This is a genomic window from Micromonospora desertarenae, from assembly GCF_056150265.1.
In genome coordinates this window covers 480,145-498,702 of sequence record NZ_JAXCFQ010000001.1, presented here as the reverse complement: position 1 = coordinate 498,702, position 18,558 = coordinate 480,145, and the positions used below count along the sequence as shown (strand labels likewise).

Here is an 18,558-nt window from a genome sequence, read left to right as displayed (position 1 = left end):
CGCGGAAGCCGCGATGCGGAAGTCCGGGTGGGGTCAGCCGTCGCGGAGCAGGTGGCGGAGCCGGCCCGGGGTCTGCCCGAGCTGGGCGCGGACCGTCCGGGTCAGGTGGGCCTGGTCGGCGAAGCCCAGCTCCGCCGCGACGGCCGCCAGGTCGGCCCCCTCGCCGAGCAGGTCGAGTGCCCGCCCGACGCGCAGCCGGTTGCGGTACCGGGTCAGCGGCACCCCGACCAGCGCCTGGAACGAGCGGCTCAGCCGGTACGGCGACACCCCGAGGGCGCGGGCGAGCGGCAGCAGCCCGGCCGCCTCGGGCGCCCCGTCGCGTACCGCCGCCCGGGCCGCGGCCACCAACGGCCGGTCCCGCTCCGGCCCGCCGGGAGCCGGCCCGGTGGCCCCGGCGACCAGCCGGACCAGCCGCTCGGCGGCGCCGAAGTCCGGGTCGGGCCGGGTGGTGGCCCGCAGCAGCAGCCGGTGGGCCAGGTCGAGGCGGGCGTCGACGTGCACCACCGCCGGCGCCGGCCGGTCCGCGAAGAGGTCCCGCCAGAGCCGCTCCGACAGGTGCAGCGAGGTGCAGTCGTCGCCCCCGGCCGGGTGGGCGAAGCGCTCCTCCTCGCCGGGCACCGTCAGGTAGCCCACCGTCGGGTCCACGAACTCCTCGCCGCCGCGCCCGTGCCGGCGGAAGCCGCCGCGGCGGGTGAGCACCATCCCGTACGCGCCGTTCGGCTCGGGGGCCGACCAGCGGGTGTGGTCGTCGCGGCAGCGCACCGCCTGGATCCGGAACTCCGGGTGGCTGGTCAGCACGGTGCTGGTCCGCATGCCGGCCAGGGTAGCCAGCGCCGGCGCCCGCAAGGATCGACAAGACGCCGACCCCGGGCGGCCGGCAGCGTGGCGGCATGAGCGAGCCGATCCCGAAGCGGCCTGCCGCGCTGCTCGTCATCCTGCTGACCGGGCAGGCGATGGCCTCGATGGACACCTCGATCGCCGCGGTCGCCGCGCCGACGATCCGGGCCGACCTGGCCGGCCCGCCCGCGCTCGCGCAACTGGTGCTGGCCGGCTACACGCTGGCCTTCGCCGTGCTGGTGGTCACCGGCGCGCGGCTGGGCAGCCGGCACGGTCCGGGCCGGGTCTTCCTGCTCGGCCTGGCCGGCTTCACCGTCACCTCGCTCGCCTGTGGGCTGGCTCCCGGGCCGGGCAGCCTGGTGGCGGCCCGGGTGCTCCAGGGCGCCACCGCGGCCCTGCTGGTGCCGCAGGTGCTGACGCTGATCCAGGCCCGCTTCAGCGGGGCGGCCCGGACCCGGGCCATCGGGGCGTACTCGATGATCCTGGCGCTCGGGGTCGCGGCCGGGCAGGTCGCCGGCGGCCTGCTGGTCACCCTGGACCTCGGCGGGCTCGCCTGGCGGGCGGCGTTCCTGGTCAACGTGCCGGTCGGGGTGCTGCTGCTGGCGCTCGGCCGGCGGGTGCTCGCCGCGCCCACGCACCCGCGCCGGCGGGAGGCCCTCGACCCGCCCGGGGTGCTGCTGCTCTCCACCGCGATGCTCGCCCTGGTGGTGCCCCTGGTGCTCGGCCGGGACCTGGGCTGGCCGGGTTGGTCGGTGCCGGCCGTGGCGGCCGCCGGCGCCGCCGGGCTCGGGCTCTTCCTGCGGTACGAGGACCGGCTCGCCCGGCGCGGCGGGGCGCCGCTGCTCGACGTGACAGTGCTGCGGCTGCCCGGCGTGGCGACCGGCCTGCTGGCCGCTGCGACAGTGATGGGCTGCTACGCCGGCTTCCTGTTCAACCTCACCCTCTGGTTGCAGGACGGGCTGCGGTTCAGCGCCCTCGCCGCCGGCCTGGCCTTCCTGCCGTACGCCGCCGGGTTCGCCCTCTGCGGCCTGGGCGTGCCGCGACTGCCCCGGCGGTGGCGCGACGTCCTCCCGGTGGCCGGTCCGCCGGTGCTGGCGGCGGTGGTGCTCGCGGTCGGCGCGCTGTCCCGCGAGGGCTGGCCGTGGCCGGTCGCGGCCGCGGTGCTGCTGGTGGGTGGCGCCGCGCACGCCGCCGCGTTCAGCCCGCTGGTCGCCCGGCTGGCCGCCGTCGTGCCGACCGGCGCCGCCGCCGCGCTCTCCGCGCTGGTCTCCACCGGCACCCTGCTGGCCGCGGTGCTGGGCGTCGCGGTCCTCGGCGGGCTGCACCTGTCCCGGTCACCCGGGACGGCCGGCGCCACGACGGCGGCTCTCCTGCTGGCCGGCGCCGTGGCCGCCCACCGCTCACGCCGGGCGTCCGCCACCCTGGCCGCCCGGCCCGGCGGATCGCCCCGGCAGGAGCGCGTCACCGCGGCGCGGCAGCGGCCCGGGGCAGCCGCCGAGGCGCCGTCCCGGCGGCCGGGGACGGCGAGAACCGAGAGGTCGGAGGCCTGAGCGGCGCGACAACAAAGATGATCAACTATCCGTCCGGACGTAGGATGGGCGGCATGGCGCAGCACACCGCTCCCTCCACCGGGCCCGACGTGGACCGGCGCTCCGGGGTGGCCGGGGACGCGGTGCGGCGGATCATGCACGTGGCGTCCGCCCTGCGGCACTACCAGGATGTCGAGATCGCCGCGCTGGGGCTGACCCCGGCGGTCGCCCGGGCGCTGCACGAGCTCGACCCGGACCGGCCGCTGCCCGCCCGCGACCTCGCCGAACAGTTGCGCTGCGACCGCTCCAACGTCACCGCGCTGGTCGACAAGCTGGAGCAGGCCGGGCTGGTGCGGCGCCGGGTGGACCCGGCCGACCGGCGGCAGAAGACCCTGGTGGTGACCGACGCCGGGCGCCGGATGCGGCAGCGGGTGCACGAGGTGATGTCCGACTCCCGACTGCTCGCGGGGCTCACCACCGACGAGCTGTCCACCCTTCGTGACCTGGTCTGGAAGGTCTCCGACGGCGGCTGCCCGGAGGGCTGCGGCACCGACTGAGCCGCCCCGCGCGGTTCGTGTCCGACTGGGCGAGCCGGCCTTCCGTCGGTAATGCTGTCCGACGTGACCACCCCGCAAGATCTCGACGACCGGCTCCGGGAGGCCCTGGCCGCGCTGGCCGCGCCGGAGCAGCGGCGTGACCCGGCCGAGCCCGTCACCGACGGCGCGGCGCTGACCGGCGCGCAGGCGCTCGACCTGTTCGACGCGCAGGTCACCAGCCGGCAGCTCGACCTCGCCGGGCGCTGGCTGCGCAGCTTCGGCGAGGGGTACTACACGATCGGCTCGGCCGGCCACGAGGGCAACGCCGCGGTCGCCGCCGCCGTCCGGGCCACCGATCCGGCGCTGCTGCACTACCGCTCCGGCGCGTTCTACTGCGTCCGGGCCGCGCAGGCCACCGCCGGTCCCGATCCCGCCGGCGCGCCGGGCGCGACCGGCCCGGCGGGCAGCGTGGCGGACACCCCCGCCGCCGCCGAGGACCCCGCCGGCGACGAGGGCGCCGGTGGTGCGCCCAGCGGCGACGACGCCGCCGGGCCCGCCGGGGACCGGCCGTTCGCCCGGGGGTACGCCGAGGCGGCGCGGGACGTGCTGCGCGGGATGGTCGCCTCGGCGCGCGAGCCGATCGCCGGCGGCCGGCACAAGGTCTTCGGCCGCGCCGACCTGGCGGTCGTGCCGACCACCTCGACCATCGCCTCGCACCTGCCGCGCGCCGTGGGGATGGGGCTGGCGGTGGAACGGCTGCGCCGGCTGGACCTGGCCGGGCGGCGCACCGGCACCGGGGTGCGGATCGGCAGCGGCGGCGGCGCCGAGCACGCGCCCTGGCCGCCGGACGCCATCGTGGTCTGCTCCTTCGGTGACGCCTCGGTCAACCACGCCAGCGCCACCGCCGCGTTCAACACCGCCGGCTGGTACGACCACACCGGCCTGCGCATCCCCGTGCTCTTCGTCTGCGAGGACAACGGGCTGGGCATCAGCGTCCGCTCGCCGAAGGGCTGGGTGGCCACCGCGTTGCAGGCCAGGCCGGGGATCCGCTACTTCGCCGCGGACGGCACCGACCTGCCGCGGGCGTACGAGGTGGCGGCGGAGGCGGCCGCCTGGGTGCGCCGGCACCGGCGGCCGGCGGTGCTGCACCTGTCCACCGTGCGGCTGATGGGGCACGCCGGCGCGGACGTCGAGACCGCGTACCGGGGGGCCGAGGAGATCGCCGCCGACCTGGAGCGGGACCCGGTCGTCGGCACCGCGCGGCTGCTCGTCTCGGCGGGCGTGGCCACCGGCGAGGAGCTGCTGGCCCGGTACGACGAGATCGGTTGGCGGGTGCGGCGGATCGCCGAGGAGGTGCTCGACGAGCCGAAGCTGACCGCCCCGGCCGAGGTGGTCGCCCCGCTCGCGCCCCGCCGGCCGGTCCGGGTGGCCCGGGCGGTGGCCGACGCGGCGGCCCGGGCCAGCGGCCCCGGCGCGGCCGCGCGGGCGGAGTCGTTCGGCGGCAAGCCGCCGGAGCTGGCCGGCCCGCTGACGCTGGCGCAGAGCATCAACGCCGCGCTCGCCGACGGCATGCTCGACCACCCGCAGATGGCCGTCTTCGGCGAGGACGTGGCCGCCAAGGGCGGGGTGTACGGGGTGACCAAGGGGCTGCGGGACCGGTTCGGGGCGGCCCGGGTCTTCGACACGCTGCTCGACGAGACCTCGGTGCTCGGGCTCGGGCTGGGCGCCGGGCTGGCCGGGATGCTGCCGGTGCCGGAGATCCAGTACCTGGCGTACCTGCACAACGCCGAGGACCAGCTGCGCGGCGAGGCGGCCACCATGCAGTTCTTCTCGCAGGGGGCGTTCCGCAATCCGATGGTGGTGCGGGTGGCCGGGCTGGCGTACCAGGAGGGCTTCGGCGGGCACTTCCACAACGACAACTCGGTGGCCGTACTCCGGGACGTGCCGGGGCTGGTGATCGCGGTGCCGGCGCGGCCGGACGACGCCGCGCCCATGCTGCGGACCTGCCTGGCCAGCGCGGCGGTGGACGGCAGCGTCTGCGTCTTCCTGGAGCCGATCGCGCTCTACCACACCCGCGACCTCTACGCCGAGGGCGACGGGGAGTGGCTGGCCGGCTATCCCGAGCCGGGCGCCTGGGTGAGCGGGCACGTGCCGATCGGGCGGGCCCGGGTCTACGGCGTCGGCTCGGCCGAGGACATCACGATCATCACCTTCGGTAACGGCGTACGGATGTCGCTGCGCGCGGCCGCGACGCTCGCGGACGAGGGGATCGGCACCCGGGTGGTGGACCTGCGCTGGCTGGCGCCGCTGCCGGTGGCGGACATCATCCGGGAGGCGGCCGCGACCGGCCGGGTGCTGGTGGTGGACGAGACCCGCCGCTCCGGCGGGGTCGGCGAGGGGGTGATCGCCGCTCTGGTCGATGCCGGATATGTCGGGGCGGCGCGGCGAGTTGCCGGAGTTGACTCGTTTGTACCATTAGGTCCGGCGGCACGTCAGGTTCTGGTCTCCGAGGAAGCCATTACCCAGGGTGCCCGTACGCTCCTGGCACGGTAAATTCCGTTCCACCCGGTGCGCCACTTGCGCGGGGAGCCACAACTGTGTGGACTTTGCCTGACGGCGTCGCCGACGTCGCTGGCAGGGATGAGATGAGGAGGCACGCGACAGTGAGCGCGACCGCTGGTCAGGCCGCCGACGGGGTACGCAGCCTGGCGGACCGGTTCGGGATCGAGCCGGGGATGGTCGTCATGGAGATGGGGTACGACGACGACGTCGACCAGGATCTCCGGGACGCCCTGACCGACCGCTGTGGAGAGCTGGTCGACGAGGACACCGACGAGGTGGTCGACGCGGTGCTGGTCTGGTACCGCGACGGCGACGGTGATCTCTTCGAACTCCTCGTCGACGCCCTCGGCCCGCTGGCCGACAACGGTGTCGTGTGGCTGCTCACGCCCAAGGCGGGGCGCGAGGGGCACGTCGAGCCGAGCGAGATCGCCGAGTCCGCACCCACCGCCGGCCTCCAGCAGACCTCGACCGTCAACGCCGGCCGGGACTGGAGCGGCGCCCGGCTCGTGCTGCGTCGCGGCGCCAAGAGCCGGAAGTAGGCACACCCCGCCCGTCCGGCAGCGGCTGCCGGCGGCACCGCCCGGCGGCCCGATCCGGCCGCCGCCGGGTGTGACAGGCTGGGCGCCGACCCCGACTTCGAACCCAGGAGCTGGCATGCCGATCGAGGTGGGCGCCGAGGCGCCGGACTTCGTGCTGAAGGACCAGAACAACCAGGAGGTGCGGCTCGCGGACTTCCGCGGCCGGCGTACCGTGCTGGTGGTCTTCTACCCGCTCGCCTTCACCGGCACCTGCCAGGGCGAACTGGCCGAGGTGCGGGACAACCTCGACGACTACGTCAACGACGACATCCAGGTGCTGACCGTCAGCGTCGACTCGGTCTACAGCCACAAGGTCTGGGCCGACCGGGAGGGCTACCAGTTCCCGCTGCTGGCCGACTTCTGGCCGCACGGCGCGGTCGCCCGGGCGTACGGCGTCTTCAACGAGACCGCCGGCTTCGCCGACCGGGGCACTTTCGTGATCGACAAGGCCGGCGTGGTCCGCTTCGCCGAACACAACGGCCCGGGCGAGGCGCGCGACCAGCAGGCGTGGCGCAAGGCACTGGCCGAGGCCGCGGGGGCCTGACCCGGTCGGGCACGCCGTGCGACCGGGCCGGTGGCGGGCAGGGTAAGCTTGCCAACCTCCGGCCCCGTACGGGCGTTCCGGGCGCGTAGCTCAGTGGGAGAGCACTCGCCTTACAAGCGAGGGGTCGCAGGTTCGAAACCTGCCGCGCCCACCACCTCATCAGCACCAACGCCGGCCACAAGATCAGAGAACCGGCCGATGACAGCAACGGTGTTCACGAGAGCCGCCCGTCGAGCTTGCCGAGTGCCTGACGCATGGCGTCTAGGTTGGCGTGCGAGTAGACCTTCAGAGTGATCTTCGCATCGGCGTGCCGGGCGATGGCCTGGACGATGTGCGCCGGAACGCCCAGCCCCATCAGCAAGGACACGACGGTGTGCCGCAGGTCGTGTAGCCGGACGTCGGGGCAGCCGGCCTTCTCGCGCAGCGCGGCGATAGGTGTCGGTTCGGGTGCGGTGATGGCGGCCGGCGGTGCCGGCTCGGTGACCTGGGCGCGGAGCGGTTCGGCCGGTGCAGCAGCCGGCGGCGGGGTGTCGCCCTTGACCGGGGTGAGGACGAGCTTGACCAGGGCCATGAAGGCGAGGGCGGGAACGGCCGAGAGCAGCCATCCGGAGATGCCGGGCTTGGCGACCGCGAGTTGCGCGGCGAGGGAGAGGCCGGCGGCGGCGATGAGCAGGAACAGCGGGTAGCCGATAGGAGCAGGGTCAGGTCAACTGCTCACCTGGGAGGGGAGGGGTGGCCGCCGGCGGCCCGCTTCCCTGCGGCACGTCTCGAACCCGCTACGGTGGCTCAGCTCAAACCGAGACCGTGGCACTGGTGGATGGACCTCCGGCCTTTCCCGGGCGAGAGGCTGTGCGAGTCTGATCAACGATGTGATGGGGGATCGCTGGTGGGACAGCGGCACGTGCGGAAAATGTTGCGGAAGATGGCCGGCGGGCAGCCGGTGGAGGTCGAGCAGGTGGCCACGTTGCGCTCACTCGCCCTTATGGCCGCTGTTGCCGAGCAATTCGGTTACGCGTACACGGACACACGGCAGCGACACCGCAACGGACCGCAGCTGTTCTTCGTACCCGACTCCCGTCCGCAGGCCCGCGAAAGGGCCGAGCGGAACCGAGTGCAGTACCCGGATGCTTCCACCGGGGGCGCACTGCCCCCCGTGCCTGCCGATGTGCTGGATCTGTTCAAGGCCCGTATCAGCTACGACCTCGAGGGCTGGAACGACGACAAGCAGCGAACGTGGCTCCTCTATGTCGTCCTCACCGTGCTGTGCGCGATCCTCGGTGTGCGGCTCGGGCTAGGAGGGACGCCCCCCACCGCCGCCGCGGCTGTCGCCGCCGTCGCCTGGGCGGCGCTGATGTCTGTCACCCTATTTTTGGTCTCCATTCGTCGACGCAGACGGGCTAAGTTCGCTGCGATCCTGGAGGCGGCCGGGTTCACGAAGACGATTGAGCAGAGCGGCCGGGAGCGGTATCTGCCGCCGACGTACCAGTAGGCCGCACAACCGCGGCGATCACGAACAGGGTGTCGGTGGTGGCGGAGAGCCGGTCATGCCCGTTACGTGCCCGTGAGGTCGGTCAACAAGGGTCAACAGCAGCTCCTACCAGCTCCGAGCCGTGACTGTCCGGGAGGAAGGCCACCCGATCACCAGTGCCGCCGCGAGCGCGTGCCGGCAGATCAAGGCACCTTCCAAACTAACGGTGCGGCACGTGACAGCCAGTGCCTGACGCATGGCGTCGAGGCTGGCGTGCGTTGACCTTCAGGGTGATCGTCACATCGGCGTGCCGGGCGATGGCCTGCACGATGTGCGGCGGAACGCCCAGCTCGTCGCACTGGTATATCCCCGGCGGCTAGGTAGCGCAGCGCGAGAGCCCGCGGCACACTCCCGCCCCACCAGCTCTCAGCCGTCTCCTTCCGGGACGGCGAGCTCGCGGAATGGGCGTTCGTTACGGACGAGCAGCTCGACGACCGGCCAGCCGAGGATCCCGTGGAACTTTTTCTCGGGATGGCGTCGGATCCGGGCCGAGTCGTTCGTGGAACGGGCGAGAGGCGGGAGACGCCTGCCCGATCCCGGAACAGACGTGCTGCTCAACCGGCCAGCGGGCGAAGGTGACCTCCCCATCGGGACCGAAAGGTAGAGGCATGGCAAAGCTGATCTACGTGACCAATGTGTCGCTCGACGGCTATATCGAGGACGACAGCGGAGCCTTCGACTGGTTCCCGCCCGACGAGGAGGTATTCGCGTTCACCACCGACCTCCTGCGGTCGGTGGGTACTTTCCTTTACGGGCGGCGCCTGTACGAGTCGATGGCCGTCTGGGAAACCGACGCTGCGCTAGCCGCGCAGTCCGGCCTCATGGCTGACTTCGCGAGCGCCTGGCAGGCGGCGAACAAGGTCGTCTACTCCACGACTCTCACCGCGGTGTCTACGGCCGCCACCAGCTTGGAGCGCCGTTTCGACCCGGCCGCCGTACAGCGGCTGAAGGTGACGGCCGGCAGTGACATCACCATTGGCGGCGCCAACCTGGCGGCGCAAGCCATGCGGGCTGGACTGGTTGACGAGTGCCAGTTGTTCGTCTGGCCCGCGGCCGTCGGAGGCGGCAAGCCGGGGCTGCCTACTGGCGTGCGCGCCGACTTCGCGCTTCTCGACGAGCGTCGATTCCGAAACGGCGTCCTTCACCTCCGTTACCGCTCGCTCGGCCGCTAACCAGGGGGCTGTCACGCCGGCCCGAGACCCGCCGCTCACTGCTGGGCGCCAGGAAAACCGGTGGCCTCGCCGAGCCGTCCCGCCCTAGCTTGTCACCGGACCTGCTGCTCCGACCCATCACGAGAGGACTTCACCCCGCGTGACGCCGCCTGCTCTCTAGAACTGACACCTTCCCCGCGCATCGGTCGCCGACGTTGCCGTCGACTCCTTTCCCATGCCTTCCGTCAGGTCTGAAGAGAGATCATGTCTACGCGTCCTCATATCGTGTTGTCCTGGACCGTGTGGCGCACGCGCCTTCCCCTGCTCGCGTTCGCCTGCGTCCACTGCCGTTCCGGCCTCGCCGGCGACGGGACGTTCCGGGTCAGTGCCAACGGCAAACTCGTCGACGTCTGGCTCCTGGTCGGCTGCGTGTCCTGCGACCGCACCAGCAGAGTCACCGTCCACGATCGCATCCCGGTCCGGTGCCTGGATCCGGTCCTTCTGTGCGGCTACCTCCGTAACTCCGCTGCCCTCGTCGCCCGCGTCCTACTCGACCCGCTGATCGCCCAACGCAACCGGCTCGCGCTGAAGTGGGAGCCGAGCCGGGAACTGCTCGCCCCGACCCCACCCGACAGCCCCTGGCCCGTCCAGGCTCCGGTCATCGTCGGCCAGCCCGTGCCCGTTCGTTCCGAACGGCTCCTCGCCCAGAGGGTTGGGCACCAGCCACGCGGAGACCGCTCGCCGGGTCACGATCGGCATTCCGGTCGACCGCAGCACGCACCGGGACTTCTCGTTCGTCCCGCGGTGAGCCGCCGCCGCGGGCCCGAGCCGGGGCGGAGGGCACGGTGGCCCTGCCCCGGACCGCATCACGCGGCGCTGCGCGCGCGGTCGCTGATGACCGGGCGCGAACGACGGTCAGGGTCGGCCCGACACCGGAGACTGAGGTGAACGCCCGGCTCCGTCGTCGACCCTGACGGAGTCGGGCCACGGAGGTCACCGACCGCGACGACATGCCGCTCGGACTCCACGATCCGCGTGCCGAGGCCCGGCGGACCGAGGCGGCGCTCGACCCGTCAGCGGTCGGCGGCGCACGAGGCCGCCGGGCAGCGGGCTGCGGTCAGCCGCCCGGGCGCGGGCGACAAGCCGGGTGACGTCGGTGGTCCTCCCCGTGACGATGGCCGACGTGGAGAAGGTCGAGGTCGTCGTCGCCCATGACGAGCGCGCGACCCTGCGTGTCGGCGACGTCTTCCTAAGATCGACGCTGATCAGCTGCGCACCGTGCTGAGGTCCCGGCGGTGACCCCGCACGGGCCCGACGGGAGCAGGTGACGGCACACCGCACCGCAGAACTCGTGCGCTGCGACAGCGCAAGCGCGCGTCGGAGCCGATCAGCCGGCGAGCTGGTCGCGGCGGCGGGTGAGGTAGGCCCGCTCGGCGGGGTTGCCGGCAAGACCGATGGCCCGGTCGTAGGCCGCCCGCGACTCGCCGCCGCGCCCGAGCCGCCGCAGCAGGTCGGCGCGCGCGGCGTGGAAGGCGTGGTAGCCGTCGAGGACGGCGGCGAGCCGGTCGATCTCGGCGAGCCCGACCCCGGGACCGTCGACCTCGGCGACCGCGACCGCCCGGTTGAGCCGCACGATCGGTGAGGGGTCGAGCCGCACCAGGCGCCCGTAGAGGGCGACGATCGAGGACCAGTCGGTGTCCCGGGCGGACGGGGCAGCCGTGTGGACCACGTTGATCGCGGCCTGCAGCTGGTAGCGCCCGGGTGGGTCACCGCCGGCCGCCACCGCCTTGACCCGCTCGCGGACCAGGGCGGCGCCCTCGGCGATCTGGGTGCGGTTCCATGCGACGCGGTCCTGCTCGCCGAGAGTCACCAGCTCTCCGGTGCGGGACACGCGCGCCAGCCGCCGGGCGTCGGTGAGCAGCATCAGGGCAAGCAGGCCGGCCACCTCGCCGTCGTCCGGGAGGAGAGTTCGGAGCAGGCGGCCGAGGCGGATCGCCTCGTCGGTGAGGTCGACGCGCACCGGGTCGTTTCCCGCGCTGGCGAGATAGCCCTCGTTGAAGACGAGATAGACGACCGCGAGCACACCGGCGAGCCGCTCGCGGACGTCGTCGGCCGAGGGCACCCGGTAGGGAATGTGTGCCGCTTTGATCTTCGCCTTGGCGCGGGTGATCCGTCGCGCCATCGTGGTCTCCTGCACCAGGAAGGCGCGGGCGATCTCGGGGACGGTGAGGCCGCCGAGCAGGCGCAGGGTGAGCGCCACCCGGGCCTCCATCGCGAGCGCGGGGTGGCAGCAGGTGAAGACCAGTCTGAGCCGGTCGTCCTCGACCGGACCGGTCGGCTCAGGAGGGGTGTCGTCGTACACCATCCGGGCCGCCTGGTGCTTGGCGTCGCGCTGCGATTCGCGACGGAGCCGATCGATCGCCTTGCGGGTCGCGGTGGTGGCGAGCCAACCGCCGGGGTTGGGCGGTACGCCCTCGCGCGGCCACCGCTCCGCCGCCGCCAGGAACGCCTCTGCCGTCGCTTCCTCGGCGACGTCGAGGTCACCGAAACGGCGCGCGAGACCGGCGACCACCCGCGCCCACTCCTCGCGGTGGACCCGGGTGATCACCTGCTCGACGGTGGGATCGCTCACGGCCTCAGCGGTGCTCGACGGGGTTCCTCGGCCCGGAAGGGACGCACCTCGACCGGGCCGTGGCACGCTCTCGACCCTTCGGCGGCAAGCGCCAGGGCCACGTCGAGGTCGGCCGCCTCGATCACCCAGAAAGCGTCGAGGTGCTCCGTCGTCGCCAGGTACGGCCCGTCCGTGAGGGCCGGCTTCCCGCCCTGCCCGTCGACGGTGGTGGCGGTCGTCGCGGGCGCCAGGCCGTCGGCGAAGACGAGGTGACCGTCGCGCTGGAGTCTTTCGTTGAAGGCGCCGGTGCCAGCGAACGCCTGCACCATGGCGTCCCGGGAGGCATGGCTGCTCGACTCGGTGCGCTCGGCCGGTCCGTAGACGGACAGCAGGTACCGGGGCACCGCGCTCACTTCTCCGCAGAGCCGTTACGCCGGGCCTGCCCGGGACCTCGGAACCGGTGCACCTCCTGCGGCCAGTCGAGCGCGGTCGCCAGCCGGCCGGCCCAGTATCGCGCCGCCGCGTCGTCGGGCACGTCCACCACGGCGAAGCCGCCGAGGTGTTCCTTGGTCTCGACGTACGGGCCGTCGGTGAAGACGGGCTTGCCGTCGACCGACTCGACACTGCACACCGCGGTAGACCGGTCGAGCCCACCGTTGGAGAAGATGAGGACGCCGTCGGCCTGCATCTCCTCGATCACCGCCAGGCCGGCCCTGCTCTTCTCGCGTACCTGCTCCGCCGTGTGCTCGGGCACCCACTCATCGTTGAAGGTGATCAGGTACTCCGTCATGATTGTCTCCTCTCGGTCCGGGACGAGGGGCATCTCCCGACTCCTCGCGTGCGGCAGTCCGGCCGGCCGCCGCACACCAGTTCCACGAACGGCTGCGCTCTGATACGACACCATCCCAAAAGTTCCGCTGCGGCGAAGACATCCTCGGCCGGAGCGCCGTCGACGGCCTTGACGAACACCGACGGCGCGTCCCGGCGGGTGGCTATCCCCGCGAGCGACGTGCCGGCGACCGCCCGGACCGCTGGCATAGCATGCGGCGGGTGGGCCCGAACCGACGTGAGCAGGTGCTGCTGCGCCTGGTGGACCACCTCCTGCGGCGCCGCGTGGCACACCCACTACGGGTGGCCGTCGACGGTCCCGACGCGGCCGGGAAGACCCGCTTCTCCGATGACCTGGCCCACCTGTTGAGCCAGCAGCGGGAAGTGATCCGGCTGAGCGTGGACAGCTTCCATCGGCCGGAGGCCGTGCGCCGGCAACGCGGCTCCCTGTCGGCCGAGGGCTACTACCTGGACTCGTTCGACCACGACATCATCGTCGGCTCGGTCCTGCGCCCGCTGGGGCCCGGCGGCGACGGGCGCTACCGTCCCGCCGCGTACGACTACCGAGCGGACGAGCCAGTGCCGCCGGCGTACCGGCGGGCCGCGGCGGATGCCATCGTCGTCTTCGACGGCGTCTTCCTGCTCCGCCCTGAACTGCGCGAATACTGGGACGTCGCGCTGTACCTACACGTCGCGCCCGAGGTGACGGTGCGGCGGGCCCTGGAACGGGATCTCGAACTGTTCGGCTCGGCGGCTGCCGTGGAGCAGCGGTACCGCGGCCGGTACCTGCCCGGGCAGGAGTTGTATCGCGTGCAGGCACGGCCGCTCGACCGAGCAGACATCGTGCTCGACATGACCGACCCGCTCAACCCCGGCACGCTGCGCTGGAAGCCGGCCCCTCCGTCGGCAGGGCGGCATGCAACCTGTCGAAGAGCGGCCGGCCGGCGGCACTGGCGGCGACGATCCACTGTGGGTGACCCCCGTGGCGGTCGCCCGTCGGGCTCATGTGAACCTTGACGAGTGGTGGAGACGTCATCCGGGCAACCGCAACATAGTGCTGAGGACCGGATCGAGGCGGCCCGCCGCGGCGGCGCCACCTCGCTGGATCTGAGTCGCCTGTCGTTGGCGGCCCTGCCAGAGTCGCTGGCCGGCCTGACCGGCCTCACCGAGCTGCTGCTGGTCGGCAACAACCTCACCGAACTGCCGGACTGGTTGGGTGACCTCACCGCCCTCACCCGGCTGGGCCTGGGCTTCAACCAGCTCACCGGGGTGCCGGAGTCGCTCGGCAACCTGACCTCCCTCACGTGGCTGGGCCTGTCCGGCAACCAGCTGCGGGCGCTGCCGGAGTCGCTCTCCCGGCTCACCGCTCTCACCTGGCTCGACCTGTCCCACAACCAGCTGTCGGAGCTGCCGCGATGGGTGGGCGAGCTGACCTTTCTCACCCGGTTGGACCTGACCGAGAACCGGCTCACCGTGCTGCCGGAGTCGCTGGGTGAGCTGACCGCCCTCGCCCGGCTGGAGCTGACCGGCAACCAGCTCACCGCGCTGCCGGAGTCGCTCGGCGGCCTGACCGCGCTCACCCGGTTGGACCTGGCCGGCAACCAGCTCACCGGGTTGCCGGAATGGCTGCGCGACCCCACCGCCGGCCGGTCGGTGAACGCGCCGCTGCACGCCTGGATCGACGGCACCCAGAGTGTCGTGGCCGGCCCGGCCGACCTCGACGCCCTCCTCGACGGCTCACCGGCCGGCGGCGTGACGCTGGTCAGCGAGGACGGCGTGCGGAGCCTGCACATCACCCTGCAGGGAGACAGCTCCGCGCTGGTCTGGGAGGACGAGGAAGAGATCATGCTCAGCTGGGGGCCGGTGCCGCCGGGCGCCCCACCCGGCCAGACGGCCGGCGACGCCGAATACGCCTACGCCGACCCGTGGTTCACCACCGACGACGCCGAACCCTTCGAGCTCACCGAGGAGGAGGCCCGGCGAGCGGGGCACGGGTTCCTCCGCACCGGCCGGCGCCCGGTCAACGTCCAGTGGGTCGACAAGCCGTAGCGTTGCCCGCCCCGACCCGGGTGGGCGGCGCCCGGCCCCGCCGGTCAGCCGGGCAGCTTCTCGAAGAGTTCGTGCGGGGCGTCGTAGTACCGGGTCGTACGGCCGAGACCGGTCATGCCGAGCCGGCCGATCGAGGCGAGGGCGTCGTCGCGGGTGGTCATGGTGGTGGGATGCGCGCCCAGGAAGCGGACGACCTCCCAGCGCGACTCCAGATCCAGCAGGAAGTCGGCGTCGTCGTCGCGCCAGGGGCGCAGCACGAGACGGTCACTGGTGACGGTGCGCACGGGAGGCATGTTGCCAGCGCCGGGCGGCGCGCCGTGAACGGTGCGACAAAGTCGGTGGCCGGCGGGCCGGCGCCCGGGGAGGATGCGGCGATGGCGCGTTCCACCCTGCTGCGTCGCGCGCAGGACCTCTGGGTGCACCTGGCCGGTGTGCCGGCCGGCTTCCCCACCGACGGCGTCCGGGTGGTGGTGGCCGCCGACTCGCGGCTGTGCCCACCCGGGTGGGCGGGCGTCGTGGTGCTGGGGGACGCCGGCCTCGCCACCGCGCCGGACGCCGCCACCGCCCGCTTCCTGCGCGACTCGCTCGCCGACCGGTCCGCCCGGTCCGCCGTCGCTGCGCAGCGGTGGCGTGGCATCCCCGGAATTCGGGATGTGCTCGGTCCCGCCACCCTGGCCTACCTGGACGAACCCGAGTTCCGGCCGGCGACGGGCATGGCCGACGTGGCACCGCTGCCGCCTGGGCACCCGGATCTCGCCGCGTTCCTCGCGGCGGTCGCCGCTGACGAGGCCGCGGAGAGCGGCCTCCGGGACGTGACCTCGCCGGTCTTCGTCGTACGGGAGGGCTCCCGGGTGGTGGCGGCGGCCGGCTACCGCCGGTGGCCGGGCTCCGTCGCCCATTTCGGCGTGCTGACCGGCGCGGGGTTCCGGGGCCGAGGGCTCGCCGCCGCGGTGGCCGCCGCGGCGGTGGCGGACGCCCTCGGCGACGACTTGCTGCCGCAGTGGCGCGCCCGCCCCGAGCCCTCCCGCCGGCTCGCTCGCCGGCTCGGATTCCGCGAACTCGGCGACCAGGTGAGCATCAGGGTCGATCCGATCGACTGACACCGGCCGTCGGCAGGGAGCGACACGATGCAGGCGTGAGCCTTCCGCCGGTCTTCCCGCCGCCCGAGGCCGCCGCGGGGCCGCCGCGGTCGAGGCGGGGCACGGCGCGGTGGTGGGTCCTCGGCGGCGGCCTGGTCGTCGTGAGCGCGGTCTGCGGCGTCGTCGTGTTCTGCGCCGGTCTCTGGACGTACGCGAACCACGACCGGCCCGAGCTGATCGACGATCCGCCGGTCAGCGAGGTGGCGGAGAGCGCGTGCGCGACGATGCGCGCCACCGTGGCGGCGAAGGCCGCGCCGCCCGGCGCCCCCGTCGACGCGCGGGTGCGCTCGATCCGGGAGCAGAACGCCGCGGTGACCGCCATGGTGGCGCAGGTACGCGGACTGGACGCCGACCTGCTCGCCGACGACCGCCCGACCACGCTGTGGCTGGCCGACTGGGAGACGCTCGTCCAGACCCGCGAGCGGTACGCCGCCGACCTCGCCGCCGGCGGCCGGCCGCACTTCGTGGCGCCGACCGCCGACGGCGAGCCGCTCACCGACCGGATGAATTCGGTGGGGCTGCTCTGCGAGGTCCCGCCGCAGCTCCTCGATCTCCCCTAGCCGGGCGAGCCCACCCGGTCAGTGGGACGTCGCCCCGCCCACGTTGAGGGTCACCACGCCGGCGACGATGAGGCCGACCCCGACCACCTTCACCAGCGTGATCGGCTCGCCCAGGAACGCCGCGCCGATCGCCACGATCGCCGCGGTGCCCAGGGCCGACCAGAGCGCGTACGCGACGCCCACCGGGATGTCCTTGACCGCCTGTGACAGCGCGGCGAAGGAGACCAGGTAGCCGGCCAGGCAGGCGACCGTCGGCCAGAGCCGGCTGAACCCCTCGGTCGCCTTGAGCGTGCTGGTGGCGAAGACCTCGGCCGCGATGGCGGCGAGCAGGAAGACGTACGGCACGGGCACTCCTCGGTACGGGGACGGTCAGGCGAACCGTTCGGTAGTCACGGGGATGAGCCCCTGCTCGCGTACGGCGGTGGTCAGCTCGCGCAGCACCGGCCCGACGGCGGTGTCGTCGGCGGTCGCCAGCAGCACGGTCAGGTCGAGACCCCAGGCGATGTCCCGGCCGACCCGGCGGAGCTGCCAGCTGAACCGGTCCGCGCCGATCCGCTGCCGGCCGGCCGGGCGGCAGCCGTCGGGCCCCCAACGGGTCGCCAGGTCCGCCAGCCGGTCCGCGGGCAGGTCCTTGGCGAACAGGACCCGGTAGACCCGCCGTTCGTGGCACCCGTCGGGCGCGCCCGCCGGACCGAGCCGCAGCGGCGCGGCCGTGGCGAACGGCTGGCGGTCGCGGAACCGGGTGCGCAGCACCGCTTCGGCGGGCAGCGGTGCCCCGGCGAGCCGATGATGGACCGCCGCCGCGGTGTCCCGGCGCACCGGCGTCACCCGGGCGCGCAGCTCCGGGTCGGCACGCATGCGCTGGCTGAACGCGGCGGAGCTCCACCAGCGGCCGGCCGCGGCCGTCCAGCCCGCGCTGTCCAGGCCGACGGTCGAGTGGTCCGGGCCGCGGACGAACTCCTCGACCACGATCCCGTCGATCCCGCCGGCCGGGGCGCGGATCAGGTAGTAGTCCAGGACCGGTTCCGGTCCGGTGCCCTCGGCGAGGGCCGCCACCGGCCCGGTCCGCCACGGCGCGCTGTCCACGTCCGATCCTCCGGCTGCTCGGCTGGTCGCGTCCCGCCGGTCATTGTGCCGGCCGATCCGCCAGCAGGTCGCCGGTGGCGGCCCGCAGCGCGCGTACGCAGGCGGCGACCGCCGGGTGGTCGCCCGCCCCCTTGCGGTACGCCACCCGGGTGCGCCGCCGGACCGCCAGCGGCAGCAGGCGGACCCGCGGCACCGGCTGCCCGACCGCGAGTTCGGGCACCAGACCGACGCCCTGACCGGCGGCCACCAGGGCGAGCACGGCGGTGAAGTCGTCGGCGTGGTGCCGCACGGTGGGGCGGAACCCGGCCAGCTGGCAGGCGTGCAGGGCCACGGTGTGGCACAGCGTGCCGGGGCTGCCGACGATCCAGTCCGCCCCCTGTGCGGCGCGCACCGGGTCACCGTCGCCGGCCGGGGCCGCCCCCGCCGGCACCGCGAGGTACACCGTCTCGTCCAGCAGCGGGGTGGATTCGAGCGCCGGATCCGGTTCGACCGGCGCGATGTCGTAGTCGTGCAGCAGTGCCACGTCGAGCCGACGGTCGCGCAGCGCGGCCGGCACGGCGACCGGATCCAGTTCGGCGACCATCAGGTCGAGCGCCGGGTGGTCGCGGGTCAGCGTCACCAGCGCCGCCGGCAGCAGGGTGCGTACCGCGCTGGGGAAGGCGCCGATGCGTACGGTGCCGGACAGGCCCGCCCGCGCGGCGGCCAGGGTGGCGTCGGCCGCCTCCAGCGCGGCCAGGACGGCCTCGGTGTGCCGGACCAGCGCCTGCCCGGTGGCGGTGAGCGCGACCCGCCGCCCGGCGCGTTCCAGCAGCCGCACGCCGGCCTGGCGTTGCAGGGCCGCCAGCTGCTGGGACACCGCGGAGGGCGTGTACGCGTGGGCCTCGGCGACGGCCGCGATGGTGCCGAGCCGGGCCAGGTCACGCAGCAGGCGGAGACGGCGGACGTCGAGCATCAGCTCAGCTTACGTTTCCGTTCAGGAATCTGAACTGGTGCTGCACAATTGTCCGGCCCAGGCTGGAG

At 73.7% G+C, this 18,558-nt stretch carries 19 protein-coding genes, 1 tRNA gene and 2 pseudogenes; 13 read left to right on the top strand and 9 right to left on the bottom strand.

From position 1 onward, the window contains the following. Nucleotides 1-33: 33 nt before the first annotated feature. Nucleotides 34-813 carry an AraC family transcriptional regulator gene (locus SM577_RS02300; protein ID WP_474586162.1) on the bottom strand — a complete coding sequence of 260 codons (780 nt, stop codon included), beginning with the start codon at nt 811-813 and terminating at the stop codon, nt 34-36. Between the two features lie 77 nt (nt 814-890). On the opposite strand from SM577_RS02300, the gene SM577_RS02295 reads away from it, so the two are divergent. The 6 genes from SM577_RS02295 to SM577_RS02270 all read left to right on the top strand — a co-directional run bounded on the left by SM577_RS02295 (nt 891) and on the right by SM577_RS02270 (nt 6,740). Then, nucleotides 891-2,387, top strand: coding sequence for an MFS transporter (locus SM577_RS02295; protein WP_474586161.1), 1,497 nt, complete (start codon nt 891-893; stop codon nt 2,385-2,387). A gap of 53 nt (nt 2,388-2,440) precedes the next feature. Further along, nucleotides 2,441-2,923, top strand: a complete 483-nt coding sequence (locus SM577_RS02290) for a MarR family winged helix-turn-helix transcriptional regulator (protein ID WP_302918848.1) — start codon at nt 2,441-2,443, stop codon at nt 2,921-2,923. A gap of 51 nt (nt 2,924-2,974) precedes the next feature. Next, nucleotides 2,975-5,455, top strand: a complete 2,481-nt coding sequence (locus SM577_RS02285; RefSeq protein WP_474582083.1) for a transketolase C-terminal domain-containing protein — start codon at nt 2,975-2,977, stop codon at nt 5,453-5,455. A 110-nt stretch (nt 5,456-5,565) separates the two neighbouring features. Then, a complete protein-coding gene (locus SM577_RS02280) occupies nt 5,566-6,003 on the top strand; it encodes a DUF3052 domain-containing protein (protein WP_088992571.1) in 438 nt (145 codons plus the stop codon). Between the two features lie 115 nt (nt 6,004-6,118). After that, nucleotides 6,119-6,586, top strand: a complete 468-nt coding sequence (locus tag SM577_RS02275) for a peroxiredoxin (protein WP_474586160.1) — start codon at nt 6,119-6,121, stop codon at nt 6,584-6,586. Nucleotides 6,587-6,665: 79 nt separating this feature from the next. After that, nucleotides 6,666-6,740 (top strand) — tRNA-Val (locus SM577_RS02270). Between the two features lie 60 nt (nt 6,741-6,800). Here SM577_RS02270 and SM577_RS02265 read toward each other — a convergent pair. After that, nucleotides 6,801-7,283: pseudogene (locus tag SM577_RS02265) on the bottom strand (tyrosine-type recombinase/integrase); the annotation flags it as partial. A gap of 189 nt (nt 7,284-7,472) precedes the next feature. On the opposite strand from SM577_RS02265, the gene SM577_RS02260 reads away from it, so the two are divergent. The 3 genes from SM577_RS02260 (at nt 7,473) to SM577_RS02250 (ending at nt 10,213) form a co-directional block, all read left to right on the top strand. Next, nucleotides 7,473-8,075, top strand: a complete 603-nt coding sequence (locus SM577_RS02260; protein WP_474586159.1) for a hypothetical protein — start codon at nt 7,473-7,475, stop codon at nt 8,073-8,075. A 647-nt stretch (nt 8,076-8,722) separates the two neighbouring features. Further along, nucleotides 8,723-9,286, top strand: a complete 564-nt coding sequence (locus SM577_RS02255) for a dihydrofolate reductase family protein (protein WP_302918844.1) — start codon at nt 8,723-8,725, stop codon at nt 9,284-9,286. A 243-nt stretch (nt 9,287-9,529) separates the two neighbouring features. Beyond that, a complete protein-coding gene (locus SM577_RS02250; protein WP_474586158.1) occupies nt 9,530-10,213 on the top strand; it encodes a DUF1062 domain-containing protein in 684 nt (227 codons plus the stop codon). 439 nt (nt 10,214-10,652) lie between these two features. Here the strand turns inward: SM577_RS02250 and SM577_RS02245 are convergent, their stop codons facing one another. Genes SM577_RS02245 through SM577_RS02235 form a run of 3 tightly spaced genes read right to left on the bottom strand, consistent with a single transcriptional unit; the run spans nt 10,653 to nt 12,666 of the window. Then, entirely contained in the window at nt 10,653-11,897 is a 1,245-nt protein-coding gene (locus tag SM577_RS02245) for an RNA polymerase sigma factor (protein WP_474586157.1), read from the bottom strand. After that, nucleotides 11,894-12,280, bottom strand: a complete 387-nt coding sequence (locus tag SM577_RS02240; RefSeq protein WP_474586156.1) for a YciI family protein — start codon at nt 12,278-12,280, stop codon at nt 11,894-11,896. Before SM577_RS02240 ends, SM577_RS02245 begins: the two co-directional genes overlap by 4 nt. Nucleotides 12,281-12,285: 5 nt before the next feature. Further along, on the bottom strand, nt 12,286-12,666 hold the full coding sequence (locus SM577_RS02235; protein ID WP_302918839.1) for a YciI family protein: 381 nt from the start codon (nt 12,664-12,666) through the stop codon (nt 12,286-12,288). Between the two features lie 284 nt (nt 12,667-12,950). Here SM577_RS02235 and SM577_RS02230 point away from each other — a divergent pair, with 284 nt between their 5' ends. Together SM577_RS02230 and SM577_RS02225 are read left to right on the top strand one after the other, a co-directional pair. Next, the gene (locus tag SM577_RS02230) at nt 12,951-13,721 is read left to right on the top strand and encodes a nucleoside/nucleotide kinase family protein (protein WP_474586155.1); all 771 of its coding nucleotides are present in this window, start codon (nt 12,951-12,953) and stop codon (nt 13,719-13,721) included. A gap of 3 nt (nt 13,722-13,724) precedes the next feature. Continuing rightward, nucleotides 13,725-14,753, top strand: a complete 1,029-nt coding sequence (locus SM577_RS02225) for an Imm1 family immunity protein (RefSeq protein WP_474586154.1) — start codon at nt 13,725-13,727, stop codon at nt 14,751-14,753. A gap of 122 nt (nt 14,754-14,875) precedes the next feature. Here SM577_RS02225 and SM577_RS02220 read toward each other — a convergent pair. Beyond that, nucleotides 14,876-15,037: pseudogene (locus SM577_RS02220) on the bottom strand (GNAT family N-acetyltransferase); the annotation flags it as partial. Between the two features lie 90 nt (nt 15,038-15,127). Between SM577_RS02220 and SM577_RS02215 the strand changes: the two are divergent. After that, a complete protein-coding gene (locus SM577_RS02215; protein ID WP_474586153.1) occupies nt 15,128-15,853 on the top strand; it encodes a GNAT family N-acetyltransferase in 726 nt (241 codons plus the stop codon). Between the two features lie 35 nt (nt 15,854-15,888). Beyond that, on the top strand, nt 15,889-16,452 hold the full coding sequence (locus SM577_RS02210; RefSeq protein WP_474586152.1) for a hypothetical protein: 564 nt from the start codon (nt 15,889-15,891) through the stop codon (nt 16,450-16,452). Between the two features lie 18 nt (nt 16,453-16,470). Here SM577_RS02210 and SM577_RS02205 read toward each other — a convergent pair whose 3' ends face one another. From SM577_RS02205 to SM577_RS02195, 3 genes are read right to left on the bottom strand one after another with little or no spacing between them, the layout of a single operon-like run. Continuing rightward, a complete protein-coding gene (locus tag SM577_RS02205) occupies nt 16,471-16,797 on the bottom strand; it encodes a DMT family transporter (RefSeq protein WP_474586151.1) in 327 nt (108 codons plus the stop codon). 24 nt (nt 16,798-16,821) lie between these two features. Further along, nucleotides 16,822-17,538, bottom strand: a complete 717-nt coding sequence (locus SM577_RS02200) for a hypothetical protein (RefSeq protein WP_302918831.1) — start codon at nt 17,536-17,538, stop codon at nt 16,822-16,824. A gap of 40 nt (nt 17,539-17,578) precedes the next feature. Then, nucleotides 17,579-18,490 carry a LysR family transcriptional regulator gene (locus tag SM577_RS02195; RefSeq protein WP_302918830.1) on the bottom strand — a complete coding sequence of 304 codons (912 nt, stop codon included), beginning with the start codon at nt 18,488-18,490 and terminating at the stop codon, nt 17,579-17,581. Between the last annotated feature and the right edge of the window lie 68 nt (nt 18,491-18,558).